The sequence below is a fragment of the Sphingobium scionense genome (genome assembly GCF_014197035.1).
GTDB classification, from domain to species: domain Bacteria; phylum Pseudomonadota; class Alphaproteobacteria; order Sphingomonadales; family Sphingomonadaceae; genus Sphingobium; species Sphingobium scionense.
In genome coordinates, this window is sequence record NZ_JACIEU010000043.1 from 1 (window position 1) to 24,507 (window position 24,507).

General features: G+C 62.7%; 20 protein-coding genes and 1 pseudogene. 14 read left to right on the top strand and 7 right to left on the bottom strand.

Translation table 11 applies throughout. From position 1 onward, the window contains the following. Positions 1-212 (top strand): hypothetical protein (locus GGQ90_RS29165; RefSeq protein ID WP_223178477.1); only part of this gene is annotated, 212 nt, incomplete at its 5' end. Between the two features lie 29 nt (positions 213-241). On the opposite strand, the gene GGQ90_RS26615 is transcribed toward GGQ90_RS29165, so the two are convergent. The 5 genes from GGQ90_RS26615 to GGQ90_RS26630 all read right to left on the bottom strand — a co-directional run bounded on the left by GGQ90_RS26615 (position 242) and on the right by GGQ90_RS26630 (position 4,109). Beyond that, the gene (locus tag GGQ90_RS26615) at positions 242-1,654 is read right to left on the bottom strand and encodes a diguanylate cyclase (RefSeq protein ID WP_036526763.1); all 1,413 of its coding nucleotides are present in this window, start codon (positions 1,652-1,654) and stop codon (positions 242-244) included. A gap of 151 nt (positions 1,655-1,805) precedes the next feature. After that, positions 1,806-2,528 carry an SDR family oxidoreductase gene (locus GGQ90_RS26620; protein ID WP_343054165.1) on the bottom strand — a complete coding sequence of 241 codons (723 nt, stop codon included), beginning with the start codon at positions 2,526-2,528 and terminating at the stop codon, positions 1,806-1,808. Next, positions 2,525-3,316 carry a quinone oxidoreductase family protein gene (locus GGQ90_RS29935; RefSeq protein WP_425506129.1) on the bottom strand — a complete coding sequence of 264 codons (792 nt, stop codon included), beginning with the start codon at positions 3,314-3,316 and terminating at the stop codon, positions 2,525-2,527. Before GGQ90_RS29935 ends, GGQ90_RS26620 begins: the two co-directional genes overlap by 4 nt. Then, complete coding sequence (locus GGQ90_RS30050; protein WP_237235365.1) at positions 3,317-3,493, bottom strand: hypothetical protein; 177 nt, start codon at positions 3,491-3,493, stop codon at positions 3,317-3,319. Between the two features lie 49 nt (positions 3,494-3,542). After that, a complete protein-coding gene (locus GGQ90_RS26630) occupies positions 3,543-4,109 on the bottom strand; it encodes a TetR/AcrR family transcriptional regulator (protein ID WP_004207065.1) in 567 nt (188 codons plus the stop codon). 531 nt (positions 4,110-4,640) lie between these two features. Here GGQ90_RS26630 and GGQ90_RS26635 point away from each other — a divergent pair. The 10 genes from GGQ90_RS26635 to GGQ90_RS26680 all read left to right on the top strand — a co-directional run bounded on the left by GGQ90_RS26635 (position 4,641) and on the right by GGQ90_RS26680 (position 18,153). Then, entirely contained in the window at positions 4,641-5,315 is a 675-nt protein-coding gene (locus GGQ90_RS26635; RefSeq protein WP_017503672.1) for a TetR/AcrR family transcriptional regulator, read from the top strand. 119 nt (positions 5,316-5,434) lie between these two features. Further along, positions 5,435-7,186 (top strand): PHA/PHB synthase family protein, encoded by a 1,752-nt coding sequence (locus tag GGQ90_RS26640; RefSeq protein ID WP_004207062.1) that lies wholly within the window; start codon positions 5,435-5,437, stop codon positions 7,184-7,186. 3 nt (positions 7,187-7,189) lie between these two features. Then, positions 7,190-8,614 (top strand): bifunctional enoyl-CoA hydratase/phosphate acetyltransferase, encoded by a 1,425-nt coding sequence (locus tag GGQ90_RS26645; RefSeq protein ID WP_004207061.1) that lies wholly within the window; start codon positions 7,190-7,192, stop codon positions 8,612-8,614. After that, positions 8,611-9,804 (top strand): acetate/propionate family kinase, encoded by a 1,194-nt coding sequence (locus tag GGQ90_RS26650; protein ID WP_103095553.1) that lies wholly within the window; start codon positions 8,611-8,613, stop codon positions 9,802-9,804. The genes GGQ90_RS26645 and GGQ90_RS26650 overlap by 4 nt, the downstream gene beginning before the upstream one ends. Next, on the top strand, positions 9,801-10,574 hold the full coding sequence (gene fabI, locus GGQ90_RS26655; protein ID WP_004207059.1) for an enoyl-ACP reductase FabI: 774 nt from the start codon (positions 9,801-9,803) through the stop codon (positions 10,572-10,574). Before GGQ90_RS26650 ends, fabI begins: the two co-directional genes overlap by 4 nt. Next, positions 10,571-11,806: a phospholipase A gene (locus GGQ90_RS26660; protein WP_188084407.1), complete on the top strand. Its 1,236-nt coding sequence runs from the start codon at positions 10,571-10,573 to the stop codon at positions 11,804-11,806. Before fabI ends, GGQ90_RS26660 begins: the two co-directional genes overlap by 4 nt. 19 nt (positions 11,807-11,825) lie before the next feature. Continuing rightward, a complete protein-coding gene (locus GGQ90_RS26665; RefSeq protein ID WP_188084408.1) occupies positions 11,826-12,803 on the top strand; it encodes an HlyD family secretion protein in 978 nt (325 codons plus the stop codon). Beyond that, a complete protein-coding gene (gene rbbA / locus GGQ90_RS26670; RefSeq protein WP_188084409.1) occupies positions 12,800-15,589 on the top strand; it encodes a ribosome-associated ATPase/putative transporter RbbA in 2,790 nt (929 codons plus the stop codon). The genes GGQ90_RS26665 and rbbA overlap by 4 nt, the downstream gene beginning before the upstream one ends. After that, positions 15,586-16,713 carry an ABC transporter permease gene (locus GGQ90_RS26675; protein ID WP_188084410.1) on the top strand — a complete coding sequence of 376 codons (1,128 nt, stop codon included), beginning with the start codon at positions 15,586-15,588 and terminating at the stop codon, positions 16,711-16,713. The genes rbbA and GGQ90_RS26675 overlap by 4 nt, the downstream gene beginning before the upstream one ends. A gap of 33 nt (positions 16,714-16,746) precedes the next feature. Then, positions 16,747-18,153, top strand: a complete 1,407-nt coding sequence (locus GGQ90_RS26680; protein ID WP_188084411.1) for an efflux transporter outer membrane subunit — start codon at positions 16,747-16,749, stop codon at positions 18,151-18,153. Between the two features lie 341 nt (positions 18,154-18,494). On the opposite strand, the pseudogene GGQ90_RS26685 reads toward GGQ90_RS26680, so the two are convergent. Continuing rightward, positions 18,495-18,737: pseudogene (locus GGQ90_RS26685) on the bottom strand (integrase core domain-containing protein); the annotation flags it as partial. Positions 18,738-18,949: 212 nt separating this feature from the next. Next, positions 18,950-19,744, bottom strand: coding sequence for a Crp/Fnr family transcriptional regulator (locus tag GGQ90_RS26690; protein WP_188084412.1), 795 nt, complete (start codon positions 19,742-19,744; stop codon positions 18,950-18,952). Between the two features lie 308 nt (positions 19,745-20,052). Here GGQ90_RS26690 and GGQ90_RS26695 point away from each other — a divergent pair, with 308 nt between their 5' ends. The 3 genes from GGQ90_RS26695 to GGQ90_RS26705 are packed head-to-tail and all read left to right on the top strand — an operon-like array spanning position 20,053 to position 23,897. After that, entirely contained in the window at positions 20,053-20,412 is a 360-nt protein-coding gene (locus GGQ90_RS26695) for a cupin domain-containing protein (RefSeq protein WP_188084414.1), read from the top strand. A gap of 39 nt (positions 20,413-20,451) precedes the next feature. Then, complete coding sequence (locus tag GGQ90_RS26700; RefSeq protein ID WP_159365916.1) at positions 20,452-22,701, top strand: nitric-oxide reductase large subunit; 2,250 nt, start codon at positions 20,452-20,454, stop codon at positions 22,699-22,701. Next, positions 22,698-23,897: an NnrS family protein gene (locus GGQ90_RS26705; RefSeq protein ID WP_159365915.1), complete on the top strand. Its 1,200-nt coding sequence runs from the start codon at positions 22,698-22,700 to the stop codon at positions 23,895-23,897. Before GGQ90_RS26700 ends, GGQ90_RS26705 begins: the two co-directional genes overlap by 4 nt. Positions 23,898-24,507: the final 610 nt, after the last annotated feature.

A 24,507-nucleotide genomic window follows, 5' to 3' on the forward strand; every position in this document is an offset into this window, starting at 1 on the left:
GGGCTTCATCTTCGTTCCTTCGTCACTACGACGAAGCCCAGATCCTCCTTAAATCACAACCTCAAATCTGTGCCATTGGTGCTGACGGCGGACAGCCAATCCCTACCGTGCCTCCCATGTTCGGGCAGCATGGGAGATTGGTTATGCAAGCCACGCAAGTGGCGGTCTCGAGCGATACCGCCACCGATAAATCCAGGAAACTTGGAGCCTGATGCCCGTAAACATCTGGGTGTAAAGAACGTCATGTGGCAAGCGGCCAAATCCCCTTCCCGCCTTCTCCATAAATCGGGGCGAGTTCCACCGTGTTGCGACCTGCGGCCTTGGCCCGATAGAGTGCCTCATCCGCGGCCTTGATCAGGAATTTCTGATCGGGATGGCCGGAATGCAGGGCAATGCCGATCGACGCGGTGACACTGAGGCCGCCCGAGCTTCCCGTTTCGAAAATATGGCCCTCCATATCTGCCCGAATGCGCTCCGCTATGTTGGCCGCAGCCTCGATGCCTGTCTCGACTAGGACGATCAGGAACTCCTCGCCCCCGTACCGGAAAACGAAGTCCGTCGCCCGGACATTCCCGACGATCACTTGTGCCACCTGCCGGAGGACTTCATCACCGACCTGATGGCCGTGCCGATCATTGATCGCCTTGAAGTGGTCGATATCGACCAGCATGACGCTGAGCGCTGTCCCGTTCTCCTTCGCGAATGTGACCTCGCGGCCAAGTATGGCAGGCAGGAAACGGCGGTTAAGGGCACGGGTCAGCGGATCGCGTCCTCCTTCCATGGTGCTTAATGTCTGGAAGAGATCAGCGACCAGGAAGGAAATTTCGTCAACTGCGGCGCGCAAATCCGCCAAGGCGGATGAGCCATCCTGACGCTTACGGGGAGCATCCAGCTCTGGCAGGAGCATCTCATCGATGCGCTCGACAAGTCGGACCACAGTGCTGAACTGCGCCGATTGCTCAAACATGAACTGTGCCCGATGCCGAAGCCAAAGTCCGAAGGCGGAATCGCCCAAGCGGAGCAACCCGCCACCAGGGCCAGCTTGCAGAAGCGCGAACAGTGTGTTCTGGCTCCACTCCATCAGGCTGGCGCGCTGCGTCTCTTTGTCGACTGCAGCGTCCTGATCCAGAGAGAAGAGCCGATAGGCTTCATCTAGTCTCGCTCTTGCCGTGGTGTCCTTTACATAGGACTGGCTGATGAGCATGACGGCCGTGTCCATTCGCGCATCAGCAAGTTGAAGCGCGCGAATGCCTACCAACGGATCGACTGCCTGACCCTGCAGCAATTCAGCGAGCCGTGTCTTGATCACCAGCGCGCCTGTCATTACGAGATGGACCGGAATCTTGATGCGAGCGTGGACTTCGCCAATGATCTTCTGGCGGGCCTGCTTTTCGGGGGAGTCGCGAATGTCCTGTCCGGAAAACAACTGCGTGAGCCACTCAATGAGGGAAGAGCTGAGCCTCTCCTGCACCACAGCGTGGTTCAGGAACTGGGCAGCCTCCTGGTCACGAAGCAGCGTATCGTAGAACAAAGCGACGAGTTCACGGCCATGTTCGGCAGCCATCTCCGCGAGAAGTTTGAGCGGCGCATGGGAGTGCCGGCTATGGGCGGGCAGCTTCGCCGACCCTTTGATCCGCTCTTCGTCCGTAAACATCAATGTGATCCCTTCCGCGCCCCTTTAAGGGCGATGCCTTACCCAGTCGACGTCCAATAGAATTGAGAGAATGCGCAGAACGTCAATCATGAGAAGGGCGCCCGGCAATTCTCGTCGTCATCGACCGAACTGCAGTATTTCGTGGCGATCGCTAGAGCACATACCCGCCATCGATCGTCAGACTGGCACCCGTCATGTAACCAGCCGCCGGGCTAATCAGATAGGAAACGAGCGACGCGACCTCCTCCGCTTTGCCGACCCGCCCAAGTGGAATGAGGTCGCGCGGGCGCGGAACCATCGCAGCCGTCAGATCGGTTTCGATCGGTCCCGGCTGGATGTTGTTGACCGTGATACGCCGGGGCGCGAGGTCGAGAGCGACGCCCTTGACCATGGTCGCGACGGCGGCCTTGGTCATGGCGTAGACGCTGCTGCCCTGCGAGCCAGTTCGAATAGCGGTGTTGCTGCCGATCGTGATCACGCGCCCGCCATCGCGCATCCGCGCGGTCGAAGCCTGGATGGCGAGGAAGACGCCGCGCACGTTGACGTCGAGCATCAGGTCGAGATCCTCGAGCGTGAACGCCTCGATTGTCGCGCGGCGAAGGACGCCGGCATTGACAACCACGACGTCGAGCATGCCCAACCGATCGACCGCATGCGCCACTGATGCGGTGATAGCATCGGCATCGGCGCTATCAGCCTGAATCGCGATGGCGCTGCGTCCCAGGCCGTTGATCGCTTGGACAACCTCAGCGGCGCGATCAGGTTGCGAGACATAGGTCAGCGCCAGATCGAAACCATCACCGGCGAGCCGGTTTGCGATGGCGGCGCCAATGCCACGCGATCCCCCGAACACCATGGCGACCCGAGCGCTCACGGGATCAGCACCAACTTTCCGGTGGTCCTGCGGCTCTCCATATCCGCGTGGGCCTTCGCCGCATCCGCAAGGGCATATTCGCCGCCGATCCGGACCTTGAGCCTGCCGTCCGCGACCCACTGGAAGAGCTGCGCGGCATGCTTGCGAAGCAGTTCCGGGGTATGGATATGGTCGAAGAAGACGGCGTAGCCGATCTTGATGCTCCTGGGCAGGCTCATGATATCGAGTGGCCCTGGCCCACCCAGCACCGGGCCATACCAGCAGAAGGTGCCCGACCGGCGCAGGACGTCGAGTGAACCCTGAAACGTTGTCGGTCCCGATCCATCATAGACGACATGGACGCCCTCTCCATCGGTCAGGCGCAGGGCCTCTTCGGCAAATCGCCCTTCCGTATCGACAATGACGTGGTCGGCGCCCGCCTCCCGGGCGGTGGCGACCTTTTCTTCAGATGAGACCCGACCGATCACCTGGCCGCCGCGCAACTTGATGATCTGGGTCAGGAGCAGGCCAAGACCTCCTGCCGCAGCGTGAACGAAGGCGATATCACCGGGCAGGACCGGATAGAAGTCGGTCGCGAAATGGCTGGCGGTCAGCCCCTGCATCATGATCGAGGCCGCCGTTCGATCGTCGACCGCATCGGGAACCGGCACCAGCGTCGTTGCCGGGATCGCGACCCGCTCAGCATAACTGCCGGGCGCATAGACCCAGGCGACACGCTGGCCGGGCTGAACAGCCTCGACGCCTTCGCCGACTGCCAGAACTCGACCGACGCCTTCGACGCCCAGGATCTAGGGATTGGGCATGTCAGTCCAGGCAATCCCCTGACGCACGCCGATATCCATGAAGTTGACCCCGGCAACCGCGATCTCGACCAGCGCCTCGCCCGGCCCGGCGACAGGCTCCGGTCGCTCGATCTGCTCCAGCACCTCGCGGCCACCGGTCGCGGTCATCACCACTGCTCGCATGTCTTTCTCCTATCTTGAATGATCGTTCAGTAATTGGTCAAAAAAGGGGTCAGCGCAGCGCGCGCATGACCATCTCCTGCAGGGCAGCCAGGGTTGATCGGTCGGCGCCGCCACGCCCGGCGACGCGGATCCCGGCGATATTGGCGATCAGGAATTGCGCGAGAGCCTCGGGATCGAGGCTGGCTGCAACATCGCCCTCACGCTGCGCGTCGCGCATGCGCGAGGCGATGGCCATGTGCAATGTCCTGCCCAGTGCTGCATGGATATCGACAAGGTCCGGCCGCGATGCGCCGAACTCGCAGGTCGAGCCGACGCCGAGACAGGGCGTGGCTGCTGTCTCCACGACGCGCCGCAGCATGGCCCCGATCCCGTCAATGGCGCGCGCGCCGCTGCGAAGCGCCTCGAAATGCGCCGCGCATTCGCCCATGCCGTAGCGCCGCACCGCCGCGCAATAGAGCTGCCACTTGTCGCCGAAGGCCGCGTAGAGGCTCTGCCGCCCAATGCCCATGGCGTCCACGAGCATCTGCGCCGAACTGCCCTCATATCCATGCTCGCTGAACACGGTGATCGCACCGTCCAGGGCAGCATCCGTGTCGAATTCCCGAGGTCTTGCCATAGGTCATGTATAGCGATTCGGGAACGATCGTTCAAGTATGGATACTCGGTTTCCGTGCGACACCCTCAGCGGGAAGCAGCGACCGTGGCGCCTCCCGAGACGGACGAGAGTCGGCTAGTTTCGCTGGGCTTGGGTTCGCCCGGTCGCCGCGAGGATGAACGGATAGCCCGATGACCTCGGCCGCTGCGTTACCTCTTCGAGCGAGGCGAAGCTCGGGGCGTGCGGGCTTCAGCTTCCGCAGCCTCTCCACTCTGTTCCATATTCTTGAGATCGCGCTCAATGCGGAGCCGCGAGGCGCTGCAGTTCGGTTATGAACTCGTCGCCCCGGCGGCCCGGTTGTGATGGGAGCGAGCACTGCGTGGTAAAGGTGTCTGATCGACGCCAGGCGTCGCGATCACTCACCAGCGGGACTGCCGTATTTTCAGAGGCGCTTCGCCCATCCTCTGCTGATCGTTCGATTTTTCGGCCGAACAGGCATTGTGCAAGTGCAACCCATAATATATGTTCAATTGAACATATCATGGAGTCTACATGCCGACAGAAGTCGCCATTCATCCTCTCCCGTCGCCCCGAGGCCGCAGGCAGAAGGATATGGTTGGTGGCAGACAGGAATTGCTGGCGGCTGCCATCTGCGCATTTTCGCATGACGGGTTCGAGCGCGCAGATCTGAGAGGAATCGCATCGGCCGCTGGCGTCAGTCAAAACCTCATCCGCGTGCATTTCGGAAGCAAAGCTCAACTCTGGAAAGCCTGCCTGGAAGCGATAACACAGAGCACGACCGGAATAATCGCGGAAATTTCCAAGATTGCCTCAGACGATAGCCGTTCGGTTCATGACCGACTTTGCGACGCGATTACGCGCATAATCTATTTTTATTCGGACCATCCCTATGTGAGGGATTTTGTCGTTCGGCACGCAGCGGATAGGTCTGAGCGGTCGACATTGGTTACGGAACAACTGATCCATCCTGCCTATGAAAGTTGTCGGACGCTTTACGAGGCCGGAATCGCTCAGGGCATAATCAGGGCCAGTCACCCTGCGCTCTTTTTCGCGTTGCTGAGCGCCGCTGCCAATCAACCCGCCAGCTTTCCTACTGTCCTGCGATCGCTTGCTCCCGAGATCCCTGAGGACGCCGCCCGAATTCTCATCGCAGAGACCATCGTCGAGACTTTGCTCCACGGCGAGCCATGCGCTCCGCCGCGGTGAACCTCAAAGGGGAGGTACTTAACCTTTCTGCAGGCTGCCGAGCGCCTGCGCAAAGAAACACAGCAGAGGGACTCGCCTGCTCGCAGGCATTGCCGCTCTGCCGCCGCAGGAGATTGAGCATGTCGATCGATGAACACCAAACCGACCCCCTCGACGGCCTCGCCGAGACGCTCGATCACGCAGCGGCTGCGATGGTGGCTCAGGCAACGCATGGCCTGTCTCCCGCAACGCTTGTTCAGGCATGGTCGGACTGGGCGCTCCATCTCGCCATCTCTCCGGGCAGGCAGTTGCAACTGGCTACCAAGCTGGGTCGCAAATATATGCGACTGGCTGATTATGCAGCCCGGCGCGCCGGCGATCCCGACACCCTTCCCGCAATCGAGCCGCTGCCCCAGGACCGCCGCTTCGACGACCCTGCCTGGCGGGAACAGCCCTATGATCTTCTCGTGCAGGCATTTCTGCTGACCCAGCAATGGTGGCACGCCGCCACGACGGGCATAAAGGGCGTGGACCGTCATCATGAAGACATGGTTGCGTTCGCGGCCCGCCAAATCCTCGACATCGTCGCGCCGACGAACATTATCGCGGCGAATCCCGTGCTCCAGAAGCGGATCGTCGAAACAGGCGGGCGCTGCCTCATCGACGGCATCGAGCATCTTTTCGAGGACATGAGCCGCCTTGCACGAGGGGAATCACCGGCGGGAGTTGAGGCGTTCCCGGTTGGCGAGACTGTTGCCGCGACGCCAGGAAAGGTCGTCTATCGCAACGAACTGATCGAACTGATCCAGTATGAACCGACGAGCGGGATGGTCCATCCGGAGCCGGTGCTGATCGTGCCCGCCTGGATCATGAAATATTATATTCTCGATCTTTCGCCGGACAATTCGCTGGTCCGCTGGCTGGTGGGCCAGGGTTACACGGTCTTCGCCATCTCCTGGCACAATCCGGGCAGCGCCGACCGCAACCTCGACATGGACGCCTATCGACGGCTGGGCGCGATGGCAGCGATCGATGCCATCCACGCGATCTGCGGCGACGCGCATATCCACGCGCTGGGTTATTGTCTCGGGGGCACATTGCTGTCCATCGCCGCAGCCGCAATGGCGCGCGATGGCGACGACAGGCTGGCGAGCGTCACCCTGCTCGCGGCCCAGACCGAGTTCAGCGAACCCGGAGAACTTGGCCTTTTCATCGATGAGTCCCAGCTCAATCTGCTCGAGAACATGATGTGGAGCCGGGGCTATCTCGACAGCAGCCAGATGGGCGGTGCGTTCGAGATTCTGCGTTCGAACGATCTCGTCTGGTCGCGGATCCTCACCGAATATCTGATGGGCGAGCGTGCGCCCATGAACGATCTCATGGCGTGGAACGCCGACGGCACGCGCATGCCTTATGCCATGCACAGCCAGTATCTGCGCCGTCTGTTTCTCGATGATGATCTGGCCGAAGGCAAATACAAGGTCGACGGCCGGGCTATTTCCCTGTCGGCGCTGCGCAAACCGATGTTCATCGTAGGAACCGAACGCGACCATGTCGCGCCGTGGAAGTCGGTCCACAAGATCCACATGCTCTCCCCGGCCTCCATCCGCTTCGTGCTGACAAGCGGCGGTCACAATGCCGGCATTGTATCGGAGCCGGGCCACAGGGGGCGTCGCTACAGCGTGCTCGATCGTGTGGAAGACGGCCCCGTGCTCGACGCGGAGGAATGGCTTACGCGCGCCGAGCCGCATGAGGGAAGCTGGTGGACCGCCTGGGGCGAATGGCTGGTCGACCATTCGAGCGAGCCCGTCCCGCCTCCCCCGATGGGATCGCCCGACAAGGGATATCCCGCGCTCTATCCGGCACCTGGCCACTATGTGAAGGAGCGTTGAGCGATGGCCGGTCCAGCGATGATCGAAAACCGCACCTTCGATGAAATCGAAGTTGGCGACACCGCATCGGTCACACGAACGCTCGAGCCGGAAGACATTCAGCTTTTCGCCCTGGTGTCTGGCGACGTCAATCCGGCTCACCTCGACGCGCAATATGCCGCGACCGACATGTTCCGCCACGTCATTGCCCACGGCATGTGGGGCGGCGGCCTCATCTCCGCCGTCCTCGGAACGCAACTACCCGGTCCTGGCACCATCTATCTGGACCAGTCGTTGCGCTTCCGCCGCCCCGTCGCACCGGGCGACACGATCACCGCCTCGGTCACCGTCGTCGAGAAGCGTGCGGAGAAGAAAATCCTGATCCTCGACTGCCGCTGCGCCAACCAGCATGGCGAGGATGTCATCACTGGCCAGGCCCAGGTGATCGCGCCCGGCGAAAAGGTGCTGCGCCCGCGCGCGGAGCTGCCGGACGTTCGCCTCAACGATCATGACAAATATCGCCGGCTGATGGAGCTTGCCGGTGGTAGCGATCCGGTCCCGACGGCGATCGTGCATCCTTGCAGCGAAGCCGCCATCACTGCGGCGCTCGATGCGGCGCAAGCCGGATTGATCGCCCCGATCCTCATCGGGCCCGATGCGAAGATCAAGGCCGCAGCCACTGCGGCCTCGCGCGCGATCGACGGTTTCCGGATCGTGCCGGTGGCGCACAGTCATGCCGCAGCGGCCAAGGCGGTGGAACTGGTGCGCACGGGCGAAGCGCAGCTCGTCATGAAGGGATCACTGCACACGGATGAACTGATGGGCGCGGTAGTCTCTTCCGCTACAGGCCTTCGCACCGAACGACGGATCAGCCATGCCTATGTCATGGACGTGCCTGGCCGGCCGACACCGCTCATCATTACCGATGCCGCTATCAACATCGCCCCCTCCCTCGAGGAAAAGGCCGACATCATCCGCAACGCCATCGATCTCGCGCATGTGATCGGCATGGAGGCGCCCAAAGTCGCGATCCTCGCTGCGGTCGAAACCGTCAACCCGGCAATGCCTTCGACGCTGGATGCGGCGGCGCTCTGCAAGATGGCGGATCGCGGGCAGATCAGCGGCGGCATTCTCGATGGACCCCTCGCCTTCGACAATGCGGTCAGCGAGGCCGCGGCCAGGGAAAAGGGTATCGTTTCCGAAGTTGCGGGCCATGCGGAAATTCTGGTCGTGCCCAACCTCGAAGCCGGGAACATGCTGGCCAAGCAGCTCACATTCCTGGGCGGCGCCGACGCGGCCGGTATCGTGCTTGGCGCGCGCGTGCCGATCATCCTGACGAGCCGTGCCGACAGCCTGCGCACGCGTCTCGCGTCCTGCGCAGTGGCGGTGCTGATGGCGCGCGCCGTGACGCCGGCAGCCCCTGGATTGCCCGGGGGCAAAAGTGCATGAAGGCGGTCGTCAGCCTCAATTCCGGCTCGTCGAGCATCAAATTCTCTCTCTTCGCCATGGAGCCGGGAGGCAGCCTCCAACTCGCGGCCGGCGGAAAGATCGAGAAAATCGGGATAGCGCCAGCGCTGAAGGCCCGAAGGACGGACGGTACGATCCTGCTCGATCGCACCTGGCCGGATGGCGCAGGCCTTACCCACGCCGACTTGCTGGCCGATCTTTTTTCCTGGGCGATGCAGCATCCACTTGAAGGCTATGAGATCGCCGCCATCGGACACCGCATCGTCCATGGCGGCACAGAATTTTCCGTCCCGCGGCGCATCGATTCTGAATTGATCGACAAGCTGGAAGCACTTTGTCCGCTGGCGCCCCTGCATCAGCCCCATAACCTGGCTGCCGTCCGGGCGATCACCAAGCTTGATCCCGACCTGCCTCAGGTCGCCTGCTTCGACACCGCTTTCCATCATGACAAGCCAGCCCTCGCCTCTCGTTTCGCAATCCCCCGTGCGCTTCACGACCAGGGCATCCGTCGCTACGGTTTTCACGGCCTTTCCTATGAATATATCGCCCGGCGCCTCGCCGCGATCGACCCGGCGCTGGCCTCGGGCAAGGTCATCGCCGCACATCTGGGCAATGGCGCGAGCCTTTGCGCCATGGCGGCGGGGCAAAGCGTCGACACGACCATGGGGTTCACCGCGCTCGACGGTTTGATGATGGGCTCCCGCTCGGGCAGTCTCGACCCCGGTGTCGTGCTGCATCTCATGACGCAGATGGGCATGGGCGCCAAGACGATAGAGGATATGCTTTACAGGCAATCGGGCCTTCTGGGCGTGTCGGGCATTTCCAGCGACATGCGCACGCTTGCCGCGAGCGACGCACCCGAAGCGAAAGAAGCGATTGATCTCTTCGCCTGGCGGGTAGCCCGTGACACCGGCGCCCTTGCCGCTTCGCTGGAGGGTGTGGACGGGATCATCTTTACTGCTGGCATCGGCGAAAATGACGCGGGCATGCGCAGTCTTATTGGTCGCCGGCTCCAATGGCTGGGCCTTGAGATCGATGATCGCGCCAATGCTGCAGGTGAGACGCTGATCAGCGCCCCCGAGAGCCGGATCAAGGCCCTCGTCATCCCCACCGACGAGGAACGCATGATCGCAATTCACACGCTCAGCCTGCTGCAGGAGACCGCCCAATGACACCGCTTGTAGATCTGACCGGCAAGCGCGGCCTCGTCATCGGGATCGCAAACGAACATAGCATCGCGGCAGGATGCGCGGAGGCATTTGCCCGGTGCGGCGCCCGGCTTGCCGCCACCTATCTCAACGAAAAGGCAAAGGACTGGGTCCAGCCTGTCGTCGACCAGCTCGGCGTCGAATGGACTGCGCCGTGCGATGTACGCATCCCCGGCGAACTCGAGGCGCTTTTCGGCCAGGTGCAAGAACGCTGGGGTGGCCTCGATTTCCTGCTGCACTCGATCGCCTTCGCGCCGAAGGAGGATCTCCACGGTCGGGTGGTCGACAGCAGTGCGCAAGGCTTCTCGACGGCGATGGACGTGTCCTGCCACAGTTTCCTTCGCATGGCGAAGCTCGCCGAACCGCTGATGGCAACGGGCGGATGCCTGCTTTGCGTGACCTTCTATGGTTCGGAGCGGGTGGTCGAACACTATAACCTGATGGGTCCCGTCAAGGCGGCCCTGGAAAGCGCAACGCGCTATGTCGCCGCGGAACTGGGCGCCAAAGCCATTCGGGCACACGCTATTTCACCAGGGCCGATTGCCACCCGCGCCGCAAGCGGAATCGACCGGTTCGACGAGTTGCTCGATCGGGCTGCCGCGCAGGTTCCCGCAGGAAAATTGGTTGACGTAAGCGACGTCGGCGCGCTGGCCGCCTTCCTCGTCAGCGATGCCGCGAAGCGGATCACCGGCACGATCATTCCGGTCGATAACGGGCAGCATCTTTTCGCGTGATCGTTCGGGCTGCCCCTCTTGCCCTCGCAGCCAGCGCCGTACTGGCGTCGCAGGCGCACGCGCAAGCTGCTCTGGAGTATGTCGTCCAGCGCGCAGGCAACCGCGATCAGAGCGGACATATCCTTGTCGATGTGCGCGTTCTCAATGCCGGGGCGGCCGCGCAGGAGGTTCGCCTTCCCGACGAGGTTGCGGCCGATCTGGTCAGCAACGGCACGTATCGAAAGGTCTGGCTGCAACGAGGCGAAAAACAGGCTGCGGTTCTGACGATCCCGGCCAATGGCTTTGCGGCGGCGCGCTACCGGATCGACTTTCAGGACGTCATGGACGGCGCGGCCTTGTCCATTCCCTCCTGGTCAACGCAGCAAATCCTCCTGACGATCGGCGTCGATCCTGAGGCCGACCGCTCTGCCCCGGTCGCCCTGACTGCCGCGCCCTCGCTCACGCCTCCGACCTCTCCGCAGATATCGCCAGACTCCGTCACACCATCGCCGACAGACCGAACCCGGGGCAATGCTTTCATCCCCAATCTCTCGGTCTACGAACCGATCTATGCGGTCTATGGCCCCGGCACCAACACCGACGCACGCATCCAGATCAGTTTCAAATATCAGCTGTTCGGAAGTCGAGCGCGGATGGACCGCTCTCCCTCGCTGATCGACGGCCTCTATTTCGCCTATACCCAGCGCATGTTCTGGGACGTGGCGGCGAAATCCTCGCCCTTCCGCAATATCGATTATCAACCCGAGCTCTTCTATCTCTCGCCTGCCCTGCCCGTGTCAGATAAGGCCACGATCAGCGGCCAGATCGGCCTTCGCCATGAGTCCAATGGACGCGATGGCGCGGCCTCGCGCAGCCTCAACATGCTCTATCTGGCCCCGATGGCCGGCTTCTCGCTCGGCGAGGACCGAAGGCTGACGATCGCGCCGCGGCTGTGGCTCTATCTCGGAAACCTTTCGGACAATCCTGACATTCGCCGATATCGCGGCAATAGCGGGCTTTTCATTGAGGCCGGCGAGGATGATGGGCTGCGCGTCTCGGCTTCTACCCGTCTCAACCTGGGTAGCGGCAAGGGAGCTCTGACCGCCGAGCTCTCCTACCCGTTCCGGCGTATCCTGGGCGGAGGCCCGGACTTCTATCTCTTCGGCCAGGGCTTCACCGGCTATGGCGAAAATCTGCTCGACTATAACAAGCACGTGACGCGCCTACGGATCGGCGTGGCGCTCGTGCGATGAACGCTCAAGGAGGTATAGCGTGAAGCTGCGGGGCCCTATCGTCATTCCCATTCTGGCCGTCGTCCTCATCGCCCTGGCTTTCGGGCTGTGGTGGATGTTTGGACGCACCGACAAGCTCCCCGATACCATCGTGCGCGGCAACGGCCGTCTCGAGATGACGCGCACCGATATTGCCGCCAAATATCCTGGCCGCCTGATGTCGCTTGACGTCCATGAAGGTGATCTCGTCGGGGCGGGTCAGGTCATCGCCCGGCAGGATGATGTAGACCTCAAAACCCAACTCGCCGGAGCGCTTGCCAAGCGCGAACAGGCAGTGTCCGCCCTCATGCGCGCGCAAGGGGAGCTCGCCGCGCGGGACAGTCAGGCTCAGCTCGCCCGCATCGACTGGGTCGAGACCGGCAAGCTGCGGGAGCGTGACATGGTCTCGAACGTCGAGCTGGAGCAGCGTCGCCTGGCCTTGGGTGCTGCGCAAGGTGGCGCCCAGGCGGCGGGCGGCGGTGTCGGCGAGGCACGCTCGGCCATTGCCCAGGCCGACGCCCTGATCGCGCAAACCAGAGCCGGCCTTGCCGACCTGCGGATCATCGCACCGACGCCCGGGCGCGTCGAATATCGGATCGTCGAGCCTGGAACCATGTTGCCACCGGGCGGCAAGATCGTGTCGCTGGTCAATGCCGAGGATGCCTGGCTCACCATCTTCCTGCCCGCTTCGGTCGCCGGCAAGATCAGGATCGGCGACGAGGCACGCATTCTTCCGCAGGGTTTTGGCGACGCCATTCCCGCGCGCGTCAGCTTCGTGGCGCCCGATGCGCAGTTCACGCCAAAATTCGTCGAGACGGCCAGCGAACGCGAGAACCTGTCCTACCGAGTGAAGCTGCAGATCGCGCCTGATCTCGCCCGTCGCCTGGACGGAAGGCTGAAAGCCGGCATGACGGCGGACGGGTTTGTGCGCACCGATACGCGCCAGCCCTGGCCCGACCTCACCAAGATCGACAAATGATCCCGCCCGCTCAGATCCTCCCCGAAGAGGCGATACGGATCGAAAGCCTTTCGCATCGATATGGCGGTATCGTCGCCCTGAACGAGGTTTCGCTCTCCCTGCCCAAGGGGAAGACCACCGCGCTGGTCGGGCCCGATGGCGTAGGCAAGTCGACGCTGCTCGGCCTCATATCCGGCGTGAAAAAGCTGCAAACGGGACGTCTTTCGGTTCTCGGCTTCGATCTCACCGAGCGTCGCAAGCGGGACGAGTTCCTTTCCCGCGTCGCCTATATGCCCCAGGGGCTTGGTCGCAATCTCTACCCGACGCTTTCCGTCCGCGAGAATATCGACTTCTTTGGTCGCCTCTTCGGACTGTCTGCAGTCGAGCGGGAAGCGCATATGCGGCGCTTGCTGGACGCGACGGGGCTTGCACCCTTTCCGGACCGGCCCGCCGGCAAACTTTCGGGCGGCATGAAGCAGAAGCTGGGCCTGTGTTGCTCGCTGGTGCACGATCCGAATCTGCTCATCCTCGACGAACCCACCACGGGGGTAGACCCTCTTTCACGACGGCAGTTCTGGGAACTGGTGGATGCGATGTGCGCGGAGCGGCCGGACATGACCGTGCTGGTCTCCACGGCTTACATGGAAGAGGCAGAGCGCTTTGGCCACCTCGTGGCGATGGACGATGGCAAGGTGATCGCGCAAGGGGATACGCGCGAGATCATGCGTGACGCGGGCGCGGATACGCTCGAAGCCGCCTATGTTCGCCTGCTTCCGCAAGACAAGCGGCCATCGGGCGACGCGCTGGTCGTGCCGGCCTGGCAGGACAAGGGCGAAGCGCCGGCAATCGAGGCGCATGATCTGACGCGGCGCTTTGGTGATTTCGTAGCGGTCGATCATGTGAGCTTTCGCATCGGACGCGGCGAGATATTCGGTTTTCTGGGCTCGAACGGCTGCGGCAAGACCACGACCATGAAGATGCTGACCGGCCTGCTCGATGCGACGGACGGAACGGCCAGCCTTTTCGGGCGGCCGATCGCCCCCGGAGACATGGAGACGCGCATGCGCGTGGGCTATATGTCGCAGGCCTTCTCGCTCTATGAAGAGCTTTCGGTTCGCCAGAACCTGGTCCTTCATGCGCGGCTCTATCGCGTGCCACGCCAGCAGGCAGGCGAACTGGTTTCGGCCGCGCTTGCCCAGTTCGAGCTCGAGGCCCATGCCGATGCCGTTCCCGCCGCTCTGCCGCTCGGCATACGGCAACGCCTGCAACTCGCCGCCGCCTGCCTCCATCGACCCGAGATCCTGATCCTGGACGAGCCCACGTCCGGCGTCGATCCGGCGGCGCGCGACATGTTCTGGCGCCATCTGATCCGCCTCTCGCGCGATGAAGGGGTAACGATCTTCGTCTCCACCCACTTCATGAACGAGGCGGAACGGTGCGACCGCATATCGCTGATGCATCGCGGGCGGGTTCTGGCGGTCGGCGCGCCGACGGAACTCACACAGCGATATGATGCGCAGCGGCTCGAGGATGCTTTTATCGCTGTCCTCGAGAAGGATAATGACGAAGCGCCGACTGCTTCCGCCCATCTGCCGGTCGATGCTTCGGTCGCTTCGTCCACTCCTGCCGCCGGTGCGCGATCGACGGCTCCCGGCCGGCCGCGATTACCAACCGCTGCCGGCAGCTGGCCGGGCTTCGCCTGGGCCTTTGCCCGGCGCGAAGCGACCGAACTCATGCGCGATCGCATCCGGCTCGCCTTCGCGCTGATCGGCCCGATCATCCTGCTGTGCATTGCAGCCTCCAGCATTTCCTTCGACGTCCAGAATATCCGCCTTGCTGTTCTCGATCATGACCGCAGTGCCGCCAGCCGTGACCTGCAACGCTATTTTGAAGGGTCACGCTATTTCCGGGTTGAGCCCGAACTTCAAAGCGACGCCGCCGCCGATCAGGCGTTACGTGAGGCATCGGCCAAGATGGTGCTCGACATACCCCCCGGCTTCGGACGCGACCTGGCTGCGGGGCGGCGGCCCGCGGTCGACGTGCGGATCGACGGCGCGAGTCCTTTCCCCGCGTCGAACGCCCGCGCTTATGCCGAGGCTGTTCTCCTTCGCTACGCAATGGACCAGTTGCGGTCCGCGCAGCCCTTCGCTGTGCCTGATCTCTCGTCCACAATCGAACCGCGCTTCATCTACAATCAGGAGTTTCGCAGCATCTACGCCATGGCGCCGGGCGTCCTGATGCTCTGCATGATCCTCATTCCCGCGATGCTGACGGCCCTTGGGGTCGTGCGCGAAAAGGAAATCGGCTCGATCACCAATCTCTACGCTTCGCCGGCGAGCCTGGGCGCATTCCTGGTCGGCAAGCAGATGCCCTATGCCCTTCTTGCGATGATCAGTTTCGTGACGCTGATCCTGGTGACTGTCTTCATTTTGGGAGTACCGCTCAAGGGGTCCTTGCCGGCCCTTCTGATCGGCGGGTTCCTCTTCATTCTGTCTGTCACCGGGCTGGGGCTGATGATCTCGGCCTTTGTGCGCTCGCAGGTCGCCGCCATCTTCGCGACATCCCTCATCTGTCTTATTCCGTCGGTGAACTTCTCCGGGCTCCTTTACCCCGTTTCCACCCTGACAGGCCCGAGCCATATCATCGGGCTGACCTTCCCCTCCTCCTGGTTCCAGATCGTCAGTCTCGGCACATTCACCAAGGGTCTGGGCATGGCCAGTTTCGGCCAGGACTATCTGGCCCTGATGGCGCTCGCATTCCTCTTCGTGGGCGGCGCACGCCTGATGCTGGGAAAGCAGGAGAAATGACGCGCTGGATTCTCAACGTTGCGCTTCTGAGCGGCAAGGAACTGCGCAGTGTCATGAAGGATGTGACGCTGATGGCGCTTATCCTCTTCGCTTTCACCGTGGCGATCCAGCTCGTTGCGAACGGGGTACGCGCAGAGGTCATGAACGCTTCGGTCGCGATCATGGACGAGGATCATTCCGAACTGTCGCGGCGGCTGCGCGATGCCATCCAGCAGCCCTATTTCAAACCACCCGAGGACATCGAGCGATCCGCGATCGGCCCTGCGATGGACAGCGGCAAATATATCTTCGTCATCGAAATCCCGCCCCGCTTCGAAGCCGATACGCTCGCGGGCCGGTCGCCTTCCGTCCAGATTCTCGTCGACGCGACCGCCATGACGCAGGCAGGTCTGGGCGCTGCCTATTTCCAGCAGATATTCGCGCAGGAAACGCTCGACTTCCTCCATGCCCGGGGCCTCCTGGAGGCGCTGCCGGTCCAGGTCGAAAGCCGGATGCATTTCAATCCCAACGCCCAGTCGGCCTGGTATACCTCGGTCATGCAGATCGTCACCAACGTGACGGTGCTCTCGATCATCCTCGTCGGCGCGGCGGTGATCCGTGAGCGTGAGCATGGCACGATCGAGCATCTGCTGGTGATGCCCGTGCGCGCCAGCGAGATCGCCTTCGCCAAGATCCTTGCCAACGGCCTCGTCATCCTGCTGGCCTCGATCGCGTCCCTCTGGTTCGTCGTTCATGGCGTTCTGGGCGTGCCGCTGACCGGATCTCTCCTGCTCTTCACTGCCGCGATGTTTCTCTACCTCTTCTCGGTCACCTCGCTCGGCATGTGGATGGCAACGCTCGCGCCATCCATGCCGCAGTTCGGGCTCTTCGCAGTGCCCGTCTACGCCATCGCTTATCTGCTCTCGGGAGCGGCAACGCCGCTCGAGAGCATGCCCTCGGCGATCCGGACGATTGCGCTATGTCTGCCGACCACCCAGTTCGTCAGCCTCTCCCAGGCGATCCTCTATCGCGGCGCGGGCGTGCGAACGATCCTGCCGGAACTCGCGATCATCTGCGGCTCGGGCGTGTTCTTCGTGGCGATGGCCGTCAGCCGCTTCCGTTCGATGCTCTCAAGGCAGGGCTAAAGGTCATGGATGACATCACCCAGGAAAATCAGAATGCATAGCCAATTGCTTCCTCCATCGCTCGCGCTGCTGCTCACCGCTTGCGCCAGCGTCCCGAACACGCCCGCGCACGCGCCACGCATCACTCCGCCCAATCGCCTGGATGCGGCGGCGGCGAACGACGCGGCAATAACCGGGACAGACCGCTGGTGGACGGCGTGGGGCGATCCCGCTCTTGATGTGCTGGTCGAGAAATCGCTCGAAGCAAACGCCGACATCCGCGCTGCAAAGGCCCATGTCGCCGCCGCGCGTGCGCTAGTCACTGTCGCGGAATCGGCGCTTTATCCTACCGTTGCCGCAAATGGCACAGCGTGGGCCAGTCAGAGCGATGTCGGGATCGATGACAAGTGGCAGGCCATGCTGCCGTCGCTGTCCGGAAACAGCGGCAGTGGATATCTGGTGGGTCTTGGAGCCACCTGGGAGGCTGACCTGTTCGGTGGACGCCATGCCGACGCCGAAATGGCGCGCGCGCTTTCCGAAAGCACCGCACGAACGGCCGATGGCGTCAGGCTCATGGTCGCCGCCGATGTCGTCGAAAATTATCAGCAGCTGCAGGGGCTGAGGCGGCGCCTCGATGTCCTCGATCGCAGCGAGGCTACGGCCAGTCGCCTTGTCGATTATGCGGCCGCCCGGCAGCGGACGGGCGCCGCGACAGCGGCCGATGTCACCCGCGCCCGCAATGGACTGGAGGCGCTGCGCGCCTCCCGCCCGGCCCTCACATCCCTCGTCGATGCGCGCAAGCGGCGACTGGCCGTGCTGGCGGGCGACGTCCCCGAACAGGCGCCGGATATGGTCGCCTCCGCCACTTTTGAGACGCCAGATGCGCCCACCGGGCAACTTCCTTCCGACATTCTTGATCGCCGGCCTGATGTCGCGGCGCGATCATGGCTGGTGAACGCGCGTGCGGCGCGCCTCAAGAGCCTGAAGGCCGATCTGCTTCCGCGCTTCGCCATCCATTTTCTGGGGCAGAACGGGCATATCGAACTGGGCGGCCTGCCGGGCTATGGCGGAACCGGAGGTCTGGTCGGCCTTTCCGCATCGATGCCGCTTTTCAATGCCGGAAGGTTGCAGGCCAGTGTCAAGGCGGGCGATGCCGAACTTGAGGCTGCTCTCGCCAATTATGACCAGGCCATGCTGTCGGCGCTCGAGGAAGTTGAATCCGCTTATGGTTTTCGGGCGGGGCTGGACGAACGCCTGGCCGGGCTTATCCGTACATCCGACATGGCCCGCCGACGCGCCGACCAGCTGGCGATATTGTACGATGCCGGACGCACGCAGTTGGGCGATGTGTTGCAGGCCCGATTGGATGCGCTCTCGGACGAGGACAAGATGGAACAGACCCGCATCGCACAAGGAACGGCAACCGTTCAGCTCTATCGTGCGCTGGGGGGCGGCTGGTAAGGTTGCGCCGGGCCGCTCGGCCAGCGTCGAGGTCTGCTTTTCCGCCTTTTGAGGGCCACGCAGATCGACGAACTCAGCTGACCGATCACGACAAAATGCAGGTCGCTGAGTGACGCTGCAGGATCAACCTCATGATGTGACTGGGAAAAATGCGGCCTCGTATCAATTTTCCAGTCATCAATTAGGTGCCAGGCACAGTGGAATAAAATCTAAAGGTCAACTGTGCTATTCCTGCTTTAGAGCTATGAGAGCGCGCATGCGCCGAACAGAATAGGTGAGCCATGAAGGAGTTTCTCGAACGTGCGGCTGATCTGCCCCCACCGAGTGGCCCGATTGGTTTGTTAGTGGATTAAGCCCATCGCCGCCATATCCGGACGGAGGTGGAGCGAAGCGGAACCGGAGGCCGGATATGGCGGTGTCGCCGTTTCCGGTGCCGGCGGTCGGTAGCCCAGGCTGCTGTGAGGGCGAACGGTGTTGTAATGCCGCCGCCATGCCTCGATCAGCACCTTGGCCTCAGCGAGGCTGTAGAAGATCTCGCCGTTGAGCAGTTCGTCGCGAAGCGACCCATTGAAGCTTTCGTTATAGGGGGCCGGTGAGAGGATGGTCGAAAACGTACGCTCTCATGACTGCCATCCGAGACGCTGGCCGAGTTTACTCCTTCGCTGGCCTCGAGACCAGCGGTCGCATTGACCTTGGCGGGTGTGCCGCGGGCGCCTGATCGACGACGATTGATCATGCTCTCATCCGCGGGTTGATTACCGCACTACCCGTATCCGTCGCTGGGCCTATCCTCCGTCTAAGTTCGGGCGTCGGACGAACCTGCCCCACCGTACACCGTGGATTGCCCATCACAGTCGGGTGCCCGCGGCACGCCGGCCAAGGCTATGCAGTTGGCGCGCTGGCGCCTCCTCTCGTTAATGTCGTGGGATGAGATAGTCAGCTGCTGCTTCCGAGTGATCAGTAGGCCTCGACGCTCCCAGTCTGCAAGGATACGGCTGGCGGTGTGAAGCGTGGTACCTGCGATGTCGGCGATGTCTTTGCGCCGAAGCGGGAATTCGATCACAGTGCCGTCTTCGGTCGGATAGCCAGCTTGATCGAGCAGTCGCAGCAGCGTCCGCGCGATACGGCGATCAGCATTCTGCGTCGCCAATTCGCGTAATCGTTCCTGCGTTTCCCCTATACGTTTGCCGAGGATGGCTACCATGTTGATCGCGATGCCCGAATGCCGTCGCATCAGTGCAAGAAGATCCGCAGGATCCCAACTGATCTCAACGGAATCGAGCATCGCACCCGCATCTGCTGGATAAAGCCCGTCGGTCAATGAGGGAACGCAACCGAAAATCTCGCCCGGCCCGATGAGGCGGACCAGTATTTCTTCCCCGTCGCCTCCTGTTTGCGTGATGCGGACGCAACCCGACAGCAGGGCGTGGGCGCGGCCTGAAGGCTCGCCCTGGTCGAAAATTCGCGTGTCCTTTGGAATATGCCGCATGCGCGCCGCCGCCGCGGTTTCGCGCAGCACTTCGGAAGGTAGGGACCTCATGAGTGCGATGCGGGCCATTGCGTCCGCGTCGGGGTGAAGGTTGGTCGCCATGGCCCAGACTTAGGCAGAAGTTTGTTCCAGCGCAAATCCTTCAACGTCGTTTCTGGCTATTTCCAGGTGATCGGATGCGCCACCCGACGACGAGGCGCGGATGGAGAACGGGTTATGTTCTGTTCGGAATGCGGTGAAGTAATCGGAGCGGGACCGCTTGACCTGCGGCGGAGTGCACCGCGCAGACTCCGCGGCGTAGCCAGTATCCTTGGTGGGTTTCTTGCGGTGCCGCGCGGCGATTCGGCCCCGCCGTGCGGGGTGAAGGGGGACGCGGATCGACGCTGCCGCCGAACAAGGGACGAATGAGCATGGCGGTGCGACATTGCCGATCGGGTGAAATCTCGTGCCTGGGATCGATTGATGACGCCGCGACCAGGACTGTAGCACTGGCGCGCACGTCGGCGTTCGAGGCGATTCACCTCGTCGTGCGCGCCGGCCAATCGATCCCGTCGCACCACGTCGCCGGCTCGATCACGCTCTATTGTATCGCGGGTCATGTGCGTTTCGAAGGCGCCTCGCCGCCGGAGCTTTGGGCCGGTGACTGGCTGTACCTCGATCCGGGCGCGGCGCATGCGGTCGAAGCGGTCGTTGACAGTTCGCTACTATTGACGATCTTGTTCGACGAATCCGGAGACAGGCATGCGACGCCCGCGCGAGTCGCACGGTAGTGAATCCCGGAACGACGCGGCGAAAAACAGGGGGCTGTAATGGGCGAATATCGGAAGCTTTGGTGGACGCTGATCGCCGTCCTTGTGGTGACCTTCGGCGTATTGGGCGTGTCGGGGGTAGAGATTTATCGCAAGGCGCCGCCGATTCCGGCTGAGGTCGTAAGCGCTTCGGGCGAGCTACTGATGACCCGCGACGACATATTGGCGGGACAGGCGGCGTGGCAGAGCACCGGCGGCATGCAGCTCGGTTCGATCTGGGGGCATGGCGCCTATCAGGCACCCGATTGGTCGGCGGACTGGCTGCACCGCGAACTGACGGCGTGGCTCACCATCGCCGCCCGCGAAACCTATGGCGCGGCGTTCGACACGCTCGCTATCGAACAGAAGGCGGCGCTGACTCATCGCTTGAAAGAGGAATATCGCCGCAACAGCCATGACGCCGCGACCGGCGTGGTGACGGTGTCCGATCGCCGCGCCCAAGCGATGGCGCAGACGGCCGACCATTATGCCCGGCTCTATGGGGACGATCCCGCGCTGCGACCGATGCGCGACAATTATGCGATGAAGGAGAGCACGCTGCCGGACCCTGCGAAGCGGGCGGTGCTCACCGATTTCTTTTTCTGGACGGCCTGGGCCGCCTCAACCGAGCGGCCGGGGACGGTTGCCACCTATACCAACAACTGGCCGCCCGAACCGCTGATCGGCAATCACCCGACGCCTGAGAATATTCTCTGGTCGCTTGCCTGCGTCGTGATCCTCGTCGCCGGGGTCGGGGCGCTGATCTGGGGCTGGGCTTTTCTGCGTCGCCACGACGACACGCCTCTGGTCGTCGCCGAAAAGGACCCCTTGACGCTCGCGGCTCTCACCCCGTCGCAGCGCGCCCTTGGCAAATATCTGTTCGTGGTGCTGGCGCTGTTCATCTTCCAGGTGTTCATCGGCGGCTTCACGGCGCATTATACGATCGAGGGCCAAAGCTTTTATGGCTTCGATGTCTCGCAGTGGTTCCCTTATGCGCTGACCCGAACCTGGCATGTGCAAAGCGCGGTGATGTGGATTGCCACGGCTTTTCTGGCGGCGGGACTGTTCCTCGCGCCCGTCATCCATGGCAGCGATCCCAAATATCAAAAATTGGGCGTCGACATATTATTCTGGGCGTTGATCCTGGTCGTCGCCGGCTCGTTCATCGGCAATTATCTCGCGCTATCGCACGCCCTGCCGGACAAGCTCAGCTTCTGGCTTGGTCATCAGGGCTATGAATATCTCGACCTGGGTCGGCTGTGGCAAATCGCGCTGTTCGGCGGGCTCCTGTTCTGGCTGACGTTGATGCTGCGCGCCATGCTGCCGGCGCTCCGCCGCGGGCAGGGAGACAGGAATCTGCTCGCGCTGCTCACCCTCTCTACGATCGCCATCGGCCTCTTTTACGGCTCGGGCCTTTTCTATGGCGAACGCACCCATATCACGATCATGGAATATTGGCGCTGGTGGGTCGTCCACCTGTGGGTCGAGGGCATATTCGAAGTGTTCGCAACCGCGGCCATCGCCTTCATCTTTGCATCGATGGGGCTGGTGTCGAAGCGAATTGCGACGGCGGCCAGCCTCGCCTCGGCCTCGCTGTTCATGGTTGGTGGTGTCCCGGGCACATTTCACCATCTTTATTTCTCAGGCACGACCACGCCGATCCTCGCGGTTGGCGCGGCATTCAGCGCACTCGAGGTCGTGCCGCTGATCGTCCTGGGCTATGAGGCCTGGGAACATTGGAGCCTGCGCGATCGGGCGCCGTGGATGCGTCCGCTGCGCTGGCCCTTGATGTGCTTCATCGCGGTCGCCTTCTGGAACATGCTCGGCGCCGGGGTTTTCGGCTTCATGATCAACACGCCGCTCGCGCTCTTCTACCTCCAGGGGCTGAACACCACCGCGGTCCACGCCCATGCCGCGCTGTTCGGCGTCTATGGCTTCCTTGCCCTGGGCTTCACCCTGCTGGTGCTACGCTATATCCGGCCCGAGATTGCATTTAATGAACGGCTGATGCGGGTCGGCTTCTGGGGCTTGAACGCGGGGCTGGTGTTGATGATCTTCACCAGCCTGCTGCCCGTTGGCCTGTACCAGTTCGAGGCGAGCGTAACCACCGGCATGTGGTATGCTCGCAGCGACGCATTCCTGCAGCAGCGTTTCCTTGAAACATTGCGCTGGATCCGCACCTTTGGCGATGTCGTGTTCATCATCGGCGCCATCGCCATCGCATGGCAGGTCGTCATCCTCGGCTTGTGGCGCAAGGGCGCGCGCGCATGACCCTGGCCGCGAGGCAGGCGGGCGGCGTCGACATATCGCCGCTCTGGCTCCAGGGAGCCTATCGCCTGTTGTTCGCGGCTGGCGCGCTGTGGGCGGTCGTTGTCGTGACCTTGTGGATCGGTGCGCTCGGTGGGCGCTGGACGCTCCCTACCGCGATGGATCCGCTCGCCTGGCATCAGCACGAAATGCTGTTCGGTTATCTCAGCGCGATCATCGCCGGTTTCCTGAGCGCGGCCATCCCCAATTGGACCGGACGGCCGACGGTGACCGGATGGCGGGTCGCCGCGCTGGTTGGTCTGTGGCTGGCGGCGCGGCTGGCGATCCTCTTTTCAGCGGCGGTGCCGCCACTCGCCGGCGCGGCGCTCGATGTTGGCTTCCTGCTGCTTCTCCTCGTTTATGCCGCGCGTGAGATTTTCGCATCGGGCAATCGGAATAAACCGATCCTGGTTGTTCTCTTTTTGTTTGCGACCGCCTGCGCGCTGGACCATGCGGCCGCAATGGGAGCGATCGCCGATCCCGCGCTGGGCATGCGGATGGGCTTTGCCTTGGTGCTGATCCTGATCTCGCTCATTGGCGGGCGGATCATCCCGGCCTTTACCCGCAATTGGCTGCTACAGCAGAAGCGCGGCGAGGGGCTCCCAGTCATGCCAAATCGCTTCGACATGGCCGTGATCGCGGCCACGGCGCTGGCGCTCGCGGCGTGGGCAGCTGCCCCCACCAGCTCTTTGGCAGGAGGGCTGCTACTGCTCGCGGGCGCGCTCCAGCTCGTCCGCCTGGCGCGCTGGGCCGGGCTGAAGGCGCGGCGCTCGCCCCTCGTTTTCATCCTCCATATTTCCTATGCATGGTTGCCGGTCGGCCTGTTGCTGCTCGGTTGGGCGATTCTGCATCCGGCTTTTCCACCGTCGAGCGCGATGCACGCCCTTGGCGCCGGCGCGATGGCGGCGATGACACTGGCGGTGATGACGCGTGCGACGCGAGGGCATACGGGCAGGCCGCTGGAGGCCGATCAGGCAACGGTCGCCATTTATATCCTTGTGCATCTGGGCGCCTTGCTTCGCGTGACAGCGCCGTTCCTGCCGTTTGATTATATGGGCGCCATCGCGCTCGCCGGCGGGCTGTGGGGCGCTGCCTTTTTGCTATTCCTCATCGTCTATGGCCCCATGGCGCTACAACCAGCCCCCAAAGTTCGCGTTTGACATCATCGGAGTCGCCCCGCCAGCATCTTGCGATGCGCCAGCGTCGCAAAACGCTGGAAGTGCGATGCGAGCCAAAGTGGTTGTGGACGGCGAATGCGTCGAGGCGTTTTGCGGGCGCCTACCGAGATCCGCCGCTTACCAAGGCGTATCGTCGACGTTTGCGACCGTGCTTCCGACGTGGAGCCGGATGCTGGCGCGCAGCGATCATCGGTCACGGTAAGTCGGATTGATGCTATCCTTGGTGCAAATCCGCCCGCCGCGCGGTGAATTTGACCGGGGTCAATGTCTCACTCGCCGCGCCGTGTTCACATGCTGGCGGTCATAGGAGAAATGACATGCGTAACCGGGACCGGTGAGAGGATGGTCGAAAACGTACGCTCTCATGACTGCCATCCGAGACGCTGGCCGAGTTTACTCCTTCGCTGGCCTCGAGACCAGCGGTCGCATTGACCTTGGCGGGTGTGCCGCGGGCGCCTGATCGACGACGATTGATCATGCTCTCATCCGCGGGTTGATTACCGCACTACCCGTATCCGTCGCTGGGCCTATCCTCCGTCTAAGTTCGGGCGTCGGACGAACCTGCCCCACCGTACACCGTGGATTGCCCATC

What these genes read in the sequence shown, in the direction of transcription:
- GGQ90_RS26630 (WP_004207065.1), bottom strand. Translation starts at nt 4,109, where the DNA reads ATGGCAAGACCTCGGGAATTCGACACGGATGCTGCCCTGGACGGTGCG.
- GGQ90_RS26615 (WP_036526763.1), bottom strand. Translation starts at nt 1,654, where the DNA reads ATGTTTACGGACGAAGAGCGGATCAAAGGGTCGGCGAAGCTGCCCGCC.
- GGQ90_RS26675 (WP_188084410.1), top strand. Translation starts at nt 15,586, where the DNA reads ATGACGCGCTGGATTCTCAACGTTGCGCTTCTGAGCGGCAAGGAACTG.
- GGQ90_RS26700 (WP_159365916.1), top strand. Translation starts at nt 20,452, where the DNA reads ATGGGCGAATATCGGAAGCTTTGGTGGACGCTGATCGCCGTCCTTGTG.
- rbbA (WP_188084409.1), top strand. Translation starts at nt 12,800, where the DNA reads ATGATCCCGCCCGCTCAGATCCTCCCCGAAGAGGCGATACGGATCGAA.
- GGQ90_RS30050 (WP_237235365.1), bottom strand. Translation starts at nt 3,493, where the DNA reads ATGCGAGCAGTGGTGATGACCGCGACCGGTGGCCGCGAGGTGCTGGAG.
- GGQ90_RS26680 (WP_188084411.1), top strand. Translation starts at nt 16,747, where the DNA reads ATGCATAGCCAATTGCTTCCTCCATCGCTCGCGCTGCTGCTCACCGCT.
- fabI (WP_004207059.1), top strand. Translation starts at nt 9,801, where the DNA reads ATGACACCGCTTGTAGATCTGACCGGCAAGCGCGGCCTCGTCATCGGG.
- GGQ90_RS26635 (WP_017503672.1), top strand. Translation starts at nt 4,641, where the DNA reads ATGCCGACAGAAGTCGCCATTCATCCTCTCCCGTCGCCCCGAGGCCGC.
- GGQ90_RS26705 (WP_159365915.1), top strand. Translation starts at nt 22,698, where the DNA reads ATGACCCTGGCCGCGAGGCAGGCGGGCGGCGTCGACATATCGCCGCTC.
- GGQ90_RS26650 (WP_103095553.1), top strand. Translation starts at nt 8,611, where the DNA reads ATGAAGGCGGTCGTCAGCCTCAATTCCGGCTCGTCGAGCATCAAATTC.
- GGQ90_RS26640 (WP_004207062.1), top strand. Translation starts at nt 5,435, where the DNA reads ATGTCGATCGATGAACACCAAACCGACCCCCTCGACGGCCTCGCCGAG.
- GGQ90_RS26695 (WP_188084414.1), top strand. Translation starts at nt 20,053, where the DNA reads ATGGCGGTGCGACATTGCCGATCGGGTGAAATCTCGTGCCTGGGATCG.
- GGQ90_RS26690 (WP_188084412.1), bottom strand. Translation starts at nt 19,744, where the DNA reads ATGGCGACCAACCTTCACCCCGACGCGGACGCAATGGCCCGCATCGCA.
- GGQ90_RS26645 (WP_004207061.1), top strand. Translation starts at nt 7,190, where the DNA reads ATGGCCGGTCCAGCGATGATCGAAAACCGCACCTTCGATGAAATCGAA.